Origin of the sequence: Neobacillus drentensis, from assembly GCF_036962765.1 — a bacterium.
GTDB classification, from domain to species: Bacteria; Bacillota; Bacilli; order Bacillales; family Cytobacillaceae; genus Neobacillus; species Neobacillus drentensis_C.
In genome coordinates this window covers 1-1,560 of sequence record NZ_JBALOS010000431.1, presented here as the reverse complement: position 1 = coordinate 1,560, position 1,560 = coordinate 1, and the positions used below count along the sequence as shown (strand labels likewise).

Below are 1,560 nucleotides of genomic sequence, written 5' to 3'. Positions count from 1 at the left end.
CAAGGAATTTTACTTCTTGTCAAATGTTTTTTATGATTTTACTTTTTTCTATGATCTGTACTTCGGTGCAATAATCGTGTGTCGAACCGTTAGGTTGTTCCCAAACCACTATACTCCACTCTAAAGAGGGGTTGCCGCTGCAACCCCAATTTTAATTTCTTATTTCTGATATTTTAATAGGAAAGCCTTATTAACGAATTCTAGCCTTGCGAAAGCCATCAACTACATTGATAGCTGTCGATACTATAAAGATGAAAATTCCACCGCCAACGATCCAGGTCTTAAATTGATTAGCGGTAATGGAAAATAAATCCATCATATACGTAATAAAATCTTTGTTTAGTAGATTCGGATTTATTACGATTACTATAAATACAATAGTTTGAATTATCTGAAGGACAGCATGGGATATTGCCATCCGTTTCGTCCATTGTCCCTTTATCAATTTATAAAGGGATAATGCTATTTCAAATGCGATCATCATAACAACGATTGGCCAATACTGAAGCAAAACCTCTTGATTGAAAGTTGGAGTCACAAATATAAGACCGTCTTTACCTCCTTCGTATACACCTACAAGATGACTCGCGTAAAAATAAAATGTCGCCCAGATCGCAGTCCACATTAATCCTCCAAATACTTCGAACTTGGAAATAGCTTTTTTCTTAGGGATATACGGGATATTTTTCAAATCATCTGGAGTCCATTTTTTAAGGCTTGCTGTTAGTGGCTGCTCATTTTTTCCTTTATCTGTTCTTTCTAAAATCGAAAACACAATTGTTAGCCAAAAGAATACTTGGATCCCTACTTCAATGATTCTCCAAATTCCTTCACCAAAAAGTCTTAAAACAACATTTATTACCGCTTCTTCCCCGCCATATCCGATAAAGTATTCGGCAATCATCGAGATTAACGAAATAACAGCGGCAATCGGTAAAATCATTTTCAACAGCGTCACATATACATCAAAATAGCGAGGACCAATAAGATACATGGGCCGATCTCGATAACCACTAGCCAAAGTCACTGGACTTCCTAATTGTTCAAGCACAGCCTTTATATCTTTTTCACTGTAATCATCAGGCAGCATATCCTCTATGGTTGACCGTAATTCAAGTGCAATATCCTCACGATTTTTTTCAGGCAGCCTTCGAGTAACTTCCTGAATATAAATCTCAATTAGATTCATCCTCTTCCTCTCCCTTTAATAAGTTATAAAGCTCTTTTGAATTCTTAATCCATTCCTTTTTTACCTGTAAAAATATCTCTAACCCATATTCACTTAAAACATAGTACTTACGGGGTCTACTCTCAGATGTATCCCAACTACTCGATACCAGCTCCTGTTTTTCTAAGCGGCGAAGCAAAGGATATAGGGTACTTTGATCAATGGCAATTCCTGATCCCTCCAATAATTGAACAAGTGAATATCCATACTGGGGGGTTCGTAATTGACTTAAAACCGCTAATGTCAACGTTCCTCTCCTAAGTTCTGTCGTTAATGAATCCAATAAATGACTCATTCACCCACCTCTTTTTTTATTACTATATGTCATACAG

At 36.6% G+C, this 1,560-nt stretch carries 2 protein-coding genes; both read right to left on the bottom strand.

All coding sequences use genetic code 11. From position 1 onward, the window contains the following. Positions 1-190: 190 nt before the first annotated feature. Complete coding sequence (locus tag V7137_RS30405; protein ID WP_335701517.1) at positions 191-1,189, bottom strand: HAAS signaling domain-containing protein; 999 nt, start codon at positions 1,187-1,189, stop codon at positions 191-193. Further along, positions 1,176-1,523 (bottom strand): PadR family transcriptional regulator, encoded by a 348-nt coding sequence (locus tag V7137_RS30400; protein WP_335701516.1) that lies wholly within the window; start codon positions 1,521-1,523, stop codon positions 1,176-1,178. The genes V7137_RS30405 and V7137_RS30400 overlap by 14 nt, the downstream gene beginning before the upstream one ends. Between the last annotated feature and the right edge of the window lie 37 nt (positions 1,524-1,560).

What these genes read in the sequence shown, in the direction of transcription:
- V7137_RS30405 (WP_335701517.1), bottom strand. Translation starts at nt 1,189, where the DNA reads ATGAATCTAATTGAGATTTATATTCAGGAAGTTACTCGAAGGCTGCCT.
- V7137_RS30400 (WP_335701516.1), bottom strand. Translation starts at nt 1,523, where the DNA reads ATGAGTCATTTATTGGATTCATTAACGACAGAACTTAGGAGAGGAACG.